Source organism: Bizionia sp. (assembly GCF_048259285.1).
GTDB lineage: Bacteria > Bacteroidota > Bacteroidia > Flavobacteriales > Flavobacteriaceae > Algorimicrobium > Algorimicrobium hallyeonense.
The window spans coordinates 1-6,825 of record NZ_JBLXHU010000075.1; the positions used below are offsets into that span (position 1 = coordinate 1).

Below are 6,825 nucleotides of genomic sequence, written 5' to 3' on the forward strand. Positions count from 1 at the left end.
TTTATGCCAAATCGAGGTGATTTTTCAAGAGGAATTTTCGCAACGCTTTACACAAAATTTGATGGTAGTTTAGAAGATGCCAAACAGCTGTTTAAGGACTTTTATAAAGACACAAAATTCACATTGATTTCAAATGAAGATATTCATTTAAAACAAGTGGTCAATACCAATAATTGCATACTTCATTTACATAAACACGAAGATAAATTATTGGTTACAAGCATTATTGATAATTTATTAAAAGGCGCGACAGGACAAGCCGTACAAAACATGAATTTAATGTTTGGTTTTGAAGAAACAACAGGTTTAAAATTAAAAGCGAGTTATTTTTAAAAAGTATGAGTGAGTACACTAAACACTACCAACTAAACACTAATTACTAAACAAATGAAAATAGCAATCATAGGAACAGGAAATTTAGGAAAATCGATAGCCAAAGGGTTAATCACCAATAATGCGATTACGACACTGTATTTAACAAAACGAAATGTAGATAGCATATCTGAATTTGACGGTTATAAAAACGTGACGATTACATCTGATAACGTTTTGGCTGTACAACAATCAGATATTTTGATTTTTGCGGTTCAGCCAGCACATTTCGAATCGATTTTAAAGGATATTAAACCTTTTTTAACCGAAAAACATGTAGTGATTTCTACCATTACAGGTTATACTATTCCAAAAATTGAATCGCAAATTGGTATCGATCAATTCATCATTCGTGCTATGCCAAATACAGCAATTGCAGTTGGTAAATCTATGACGTGTTTATGTAGCAATTCGCAAGGCGAAAAACGTATTAAAATTGCTCAAGCTATTTTTAATCGTCTGGGACATTCGTTAGTAATTCCTGAAGCGCAAATGCAAGCGGCTACTGTAGTTTGTGCTAGTGGAATTGCCTTTTGGATGCGTTTGATTAGAGCGACAACACAAGCAGCAATTCAGTTGGGATTTGACTCAAAAGAAGCCCAAGAGTTAGCGATGCATACCTGCGAAGGCGCAGCTAATTTACTAATCACCAATGGTAATCATCCAGAAGAAGAAATTGATCTTGTGACTACGCCAAAAGGTTGCACCATTGAAGGTTTAAATGAGATGGAACACAAAGGATTGAGTTCGTCTTTAATTCAAGGTATGGTCGCATCGTTCAATAAAATTAACAACATTAAAAAGGAACAAATATGAGTTTGTTTAACGTTTATCCACTTTTTGATATTACACCTGTAAAGGCAAAAGACGTCTATGTTTATGACGAAAATAATGTCGAATATCTAGATTTATATGGTGGGCATGCTGTGATTTCTATTGGGCATTCGCATCCAAAATATGTGTCAGCAATTTCTAATCAAGTTTCAAAATTGGGCTTTTATAGCAATGCGATTCAAAATCCGTTGCAAGTCGCTTTAGCTGATAAGTTAGAGTCACTTTCAGGCTGTAAAGATTATCAACTGTTTTTGTGTAATTCTGGTGCAGAAGCGAATGAAAACGCTTTGAAATTAGCATCATTTCACAACGGAAAAAGTAAAGTGTTAGCATTTAAAAATTCGTTTCACGGTCGTACATCTGCAGCAGTTGCAGCAACCGATAATCCTAAAATTGTCGCGCCAATTAACGCACAACAAGACGTTGATTTTGTAGAATTAGGCGATTTATTTTCAGTTGAAAATATTCTGAAAGCAAACCAAACCTGCGCAGTAATCATTGAATGTATTCAAGGTGTTGGCGGATTGGACGAAAGTACTACCGAATTCTATCAAGGTTTAGAAGCATTATGCAAACAATACAATACGATTTTAATTGCAGACGAAGTACAGTCTGGTTTTGGTAGAACTGGCGATTTTTTTGCTTTTCAAAAGCACAATATCACACCAGATATTATTTCTATCGCAAAAGGAATGGGCAACGGTTTTCCTATTGGTGGTATTTTAATTCATCCAAACATCAAACCAAACTTTGGTTTGTTAGGCACAACCTTTGGTGGCAATCATTTGGCTTGTGCAGCTTCATTATCAGTTTTAGAAGTTTTAGAGGAAGAAAAACTGCTTGAAAATGCAAATGATATTTCAGCTTATTTTATTGAAAAAGCTAAAGATTTACCAAGTTTGAAAAGTATTAAAGGTCGCGGTTTAATGTTAGGATTAGAGTTTGATTTTCCTGTTTCAGAATTAAGAAAACAACTGATTCACAAACATCACATGTTTACAGGAAGCGCCAAAAACCCTAATCTTTTACGAATTCTTCCACCATTAACCATTCAGAAAAAACACATTGATGCCTTTTTTGTAGCACTGAAAAAAGAATTAAACTCATGAAAAAATACACCGAAATAAAAGACATTTCTAACCTAAACGAGACAATAAAGGAAGCTATTTTACTAAAAATGAATCCTCATGAGTTTCAAGATTTAGGTAAACATAAAACCTTGGTCATGCTATTTTTTAATGCCAGTTTACGTACCAGATTAAGTACCGAAAAAGCAGCAAAGAATTTAGGAATGGATGTGATGGTTTTAAATGTAAACGATGCTTGGCAATTAGAATTTGAAGACGGAACCGTTATGAATGCCAACACATCAGAACACGTTAAAGAAGCAGCTCAAGTCATTTCACAGTACGCAGACATTATTGCGGTTAGAGCCTTTCCTACCTTAACAGATAAAGCCAAAGACAAAAGCGAATACATTTTAAAAAGTTTTGAAGAGTACGCTACAATGCCAATCGTTAATATGGAAAGTGCGACAGCGCATCCATTGCAAGCGTTGGCAGATGCGATTACCATTACCGAATTAGCAGAAAAACCAAAGCCAAAAGTCGTATTGTCTTGGGCACCACATCCTAAAGCGCTACCACAAGCAGTGGCAAATTCGTTTGTGGAAATGATGCAGAATTTGGATGTCGATTTTACAATTACGCATCCTGAAGGTTACGAATTGGATAAAAATATCACGAAACAAACACCTATTAATTACAGCCAAAAAGAAGCCTTGCAAGATGCCGATTTTGTATATGTAAAAAACTGGAGCAGTTTTAACGACTACGGAAAAGTATTAAATCAAGATGAAAATTGGATGATGACAAAAGACAAGTTAGGCAATGCCAAATTCATGCACTGCTTACCAGTTAGACGTAATGTTGTTGTTGAAGATGCAGTTTTGGATAGTGAAAATTCTGTAGTGATAAAACAAGCCAATAACAGAACATTTGCAGCTCAAATTGTATTAAAGCAGATTTTAGAAGGATTAAAATAGTTGTCAGGTCGAGCATTGATTGAAATCAAAATATATTTTGATTGATAGCACACTACGAAGTAGTCGAGACCTAAATTAACCTCTCGACTGCGCTCGAGGAGACAAAAACTAAAAGATACTCGCTTTCGCGAGCATAATTATGAAAGCACTAAAAATCATAAAAATAGGCGGAAACATCATTGATAACGTAGATGCATTACAAGCGTTCTTAAAAGAGTTTTCCAAGATCGAAGAACTTAAACTATTGGTGCATGGTGGCGGAAAATTAGCAACTAAACTTGCGAATCAAATGCAAGTAGAAGTGCAAATGATTGATGGTAGACGCATTACAGACGCTGAAACTTTGGATATTATTACAATGGTTTACGCAGGTAAAATCAATAAAAATATAGTCGCACAATTGCAAGCAAATAACTGTAATGCTATTGGGTTTTCTGGAGCAGATGGCAATACCATTATATCAGACAAAAGACCTGTAAAAACTATTGATTACGGTTTTGTTGGTGATGTAAAACAAGTGAATACAAAAAGTTTAGAATTACTCTTAAATAATAATATCACGCCTGTATTTTGTGCTATTACACATGATAAAAACGGACAATTGTTAAACACCAACGCAGATACAATTGCTTCCGAATTAGCTATTGGTTTTTCACAAATTTTCGATACAGAACTGTATTACTGCTTCGAAAAAAATGGTGTTTTAAAAGATGTTAAGGATGATCATTCAGTCATTGAATCAATAACTTCAGAAAACGTTCAGCAATTAATAGACAATCAAATTATATCAGAAGGTATGCTACCAAAAATTAATAATTGCATGCATGCTGTCAATCATAATGTCCAAAAAGTATGCATTGGAAAACCAGAGATGCTTTTCGATAGAAACTTAACCTACACAACCATTTCAAAATGATATCAACGTTAACTGAACAAGCCATTTCGTTGTTAAAACAACTGATAGAAACACCTTCGTTTTCCTCTGAAGAAGACCAAACCGCACGACATATCGAGCAATGGTTTCAGCTTCAAAATATACCATATAAACGCACAAATGATAACGTTTGGGCAATCAATAAACATTTTGATGAGACCAAACCAACGTTGCTTTTAAATTCTCATCACGATACGGTAAAACCAAATAACGGTTATACTAAAAATCCGTTTAAAGCGATTGTTGAAGATGGAAAACTGTATGGTTTAGGTAGTAATGATGCTGGTGGTTGTTTGGTGAGTTTACTATCAACTTTCGCCTATTTTTATGATAAAGACAACCTAAATTATAATCTGGTTATTGTTGCATCTGCAGAAGAAGAAAGTAGTGGTGACAATGGTTTGAATAGCATGTTAAGTGTAATTCCAAAAGTTGATGTGGCTATTGTTGGAGAACCAACCTTGATGCACTTGGCAGTTGCCGAAAAAGGTTTGGTTGTGTTTGATGCTGTAGTAAAAGGTACGCCAAGTCATGCAGCACATCCAAACGATGATAATGCGATTTATAACACGATTTCTGTATTGGAATGGTTCAAAAATTATGAGTTTGAGAAAACGTCTGAAGCTTTAGGTGATGTGAAAATGACTGTGACGCAAATCAATGCTGGTAAGCAACACAATGCTGTTCCTGCAAATGTTGATTTGGTGGTAGATGTTCGTGTGAATGATAAATATTCTAATCAAGACATTGTAGATATTTTACAACAAGAAGCGCCTTGTGATAGTATTATTCCGCGAAGTACAAAACTGAATTCGTCGTCCATCCCAATTGATCATCCTTTGGTAAAAGCTGGTATTGAAATTGGAAGAAACACGTACGGTTCGCCAACTTTATCAGATCAAGCTGTGTTAAGTTGTCCGTCATTAAAACTAGGACCTGGCGACAGCACACGATCGCATAGTGCAGACGAATTTATTTATATCAATGAAATTGAAGAAGGCATAAGGATTTATATAGAATTGTTGAATCGCGTTATTTTATAAAAGGTCTGTCATTCCGCACTTGATGCGGAATCTAAAAATAAATTATAACTTAAAAAATGAGAGCAGAGATTCCTGCTTTCGCAGGAAAAAATTATGAAACTCTGGGATAAAGGCATAAGCATAGACAAAAAAATAGAACAGTTTACAGTTGGAAATGATCGAGAAATCGATTTACACATTGCAAAGTACGATGTTCAAGCCTCATTAGCGCATGCTAAAATGTTACAATCTATCGGTATTTTAACTACTGAAGAACTGAAACAACTAGAAAAAGGACTTGAAGATTTAGCATCGCAAATTGAAAACGGAACGTTTACCATAGACAAGCATTTTGAAGATGTACATTCAAAAATTGAATTTGAACTCACTAAAACCTATGGTGATGTTGGTAAAAAAATCCATACAGCGCGATCAAGAAACGATCAAGTTTTAGTGGCTTTGCAATTGTTTTATAAAGCAGAATTAATCAATATAAAATCAAAAACAAAAGATTTTTTTGAAACGCTTTTAGAGTTAGCTGAAACAAATAAAAAAGCATTATTACCAGGTTACACACATTTGCAAGTCGCAATGCCGTCATCCTTTGGGTTATGGTTTTCAGCTTACGCAGAAGTCTTAATTGACGATGTATATTTGTTAGATGCAGCGTTAAAAACCGTTGATCAAAATCCGCTTGGTTCTGCAGCTGGTTACGGAAGTTCATTTGCAATTGATAGACAATTGACTACAAAACTTTTAGAGTTTTCAACTTTAAAATATAACGTTGTTGCTGCACAAATGAGTCGTGGAAAAAGTGAACGTACTATTGCATTAGTATTAGGTAGTTTGGCCAATACATTGGCGCGTTTTGCTATGGATATTTGCTTGTATATGAGTCAGAATTTTGGCTTTATCAGTTTTCCGGACGAACTTACAACAGGAAGTAGCATCATGCCTCACAAAAAAAATCCTGATGTTTTTGAGCTGATTAGAGGAAAGAGCAATAAAATACAAGCCTTACATCATGAAATGGTTTTAATAACCAATAATCTGCCAAGTGGTTATCACAGAGATTACCAATTATTAAAAGAAAATATGATTTCTGCCATTAAGGATATGCAAGATATTTTAGAGATTTTCAACTATTCCATTAAACAAATAGAGGTGAAATCTATCGACTTAAACGACGAGAAATATCAATATTTATTTACGGTGGATAACATCAATACACTAGTTGAAAACGGTATGAGTTTTAGAGAAGCCTATCAAAAAATTGGTAGTGAAGTACAAAACGGAACCTACAAACCAGATACCTCAAAAGAGCACACGCACATTGGCAGTATTGGTAATTTATGTCTGGACGAGATAAAAAATAAATTTCCTGAATAAAAAAAGCACCTTTTTTTAAGGTGCTTTTCTGATTTTAATCAAAATAATTAATCACTCTAAATAATAGTAGATTGACCCAAATGAATGTTCGCGAAATTTAGGTTACTATCTTTAGGGTTATTAATAAAGTCTTCAATAAAGTCTCCAACTTTACTTGTTGTTATAGTATTGTTTTTACTGTTTAAATCAGGTGTTGTAATTTCTAGTTGTAACGATTTTTCAACAGCTTC

6 protein-coding genes and 2 pseudogenes are annotated in these 6,825 nt (G+C 34.4%); 7 read left to right on the forward strand and 1 reads right to left on the reverse strand.

Annotated features, from left to right (window positions below):
- From ACN0QX_RS14940 to argH, 7 genes and pseudogenes are all read left to right on the forward strand, one after another.
- Positions 1-333, forward strand: a pseudogene (locus ACN0QX_RS14940) (N-acetyl-gamma-glutamyl-phosphate reductase); the annotation flags it as partial.
- Positions 334-387: 54 nt separating this feature from the next.
- The gene (gene proC / locus ACN0QX_RS14945; RefSeq protein WP_417198121.1) at positions 388-1,188 is read left to right on the forward strand and encodes a pyrroline-5-carboxylate reductase; all 801 of its coding nucleotides are present in this window, start codon (positions 388-390) and stop codon (positions 1,186-1,188) included.
- Positions 1,185-2,315, forward strand: coding sequence for an aspartate aminotransferase family protein (locus tag ACN0QX_RS14950; RefSeq protein ID WP_417198122.1), 1,131 nt, complete (start codon positions 1,185-1,187; stop codon positions 2,313-2,315). The genes proC and ACN0QX_RS14950 overlap by 4 nt, the downstream gene beginning before the upstream one ends.
- The gene (locus tag ACN0QX_RS14955; RefSeq protein ID WP_417198123.1) at positions 2,312-3,250 is read left to right on the forward strand and encodes an acetylornithine carbamoyltransferase; all 939 of its coding nucleotides are present in this window, start codon (positions 2,312-2,314) and stop codon (positions 3,248-3,250) included. The genes ACN0QX_RS14950 and ACN0QX_RS14955 overlap by 4 nt, the downstream gene beginning before the upstream one ends.
- A 139-nt stretch (positions 3,251-3,389) precedes the next feature.
- On the forward strand, positions 3,390-4,166 hold the full coding sequence (argB, locus tag ACN0QX_RS14960; RefSeq protein WP_417198124.1) for an acetylglutamate kinase: 777 nt from the start codon (positions 3,390-3,392) through the stop codon (positions 4,164-4,166).
- Positions 4,163-5,227 carry a M20 family metallo-hydrolase gene (locus ACN0QX_RS14965; protein WP_417198125.1) on the forward strand — a complete coding sequence of 355 codons (1,065 nt, stop codon included), beginning with the start codon at positions 4,163-4,165 and terminating at the stop codon, positions 5,225-5,227. The genes argB and ACN0QX_RS14965 overlap by 4 nt, the downstream gene beginning before the upstream one ends.
- Before the next feature lie 93 nt (positions 5,228-5,320).
- Entirely contained in the window at positions 5,321-6,595 is a 1,275-nt protein-coding gene (gene argH / locus ACN0QX_RS14970; protein ID WP_417198126.1) for an argininosuccinate lyase, read from the forward strand.
- A 56-nt stretch (positions 6,596-6,651) separates the two neighbouring features.
- On the opposite strand, the pseudogene ACN0QX_RS14975 reads toward argH, so the two are convergent.
- Positions 6,652-6,825 (reverse strand): annotated as a pseudogene (locus tag ACN0QX_RS14975) (3-isopropylmalate dehydrogenase); the annotation flags it as partial.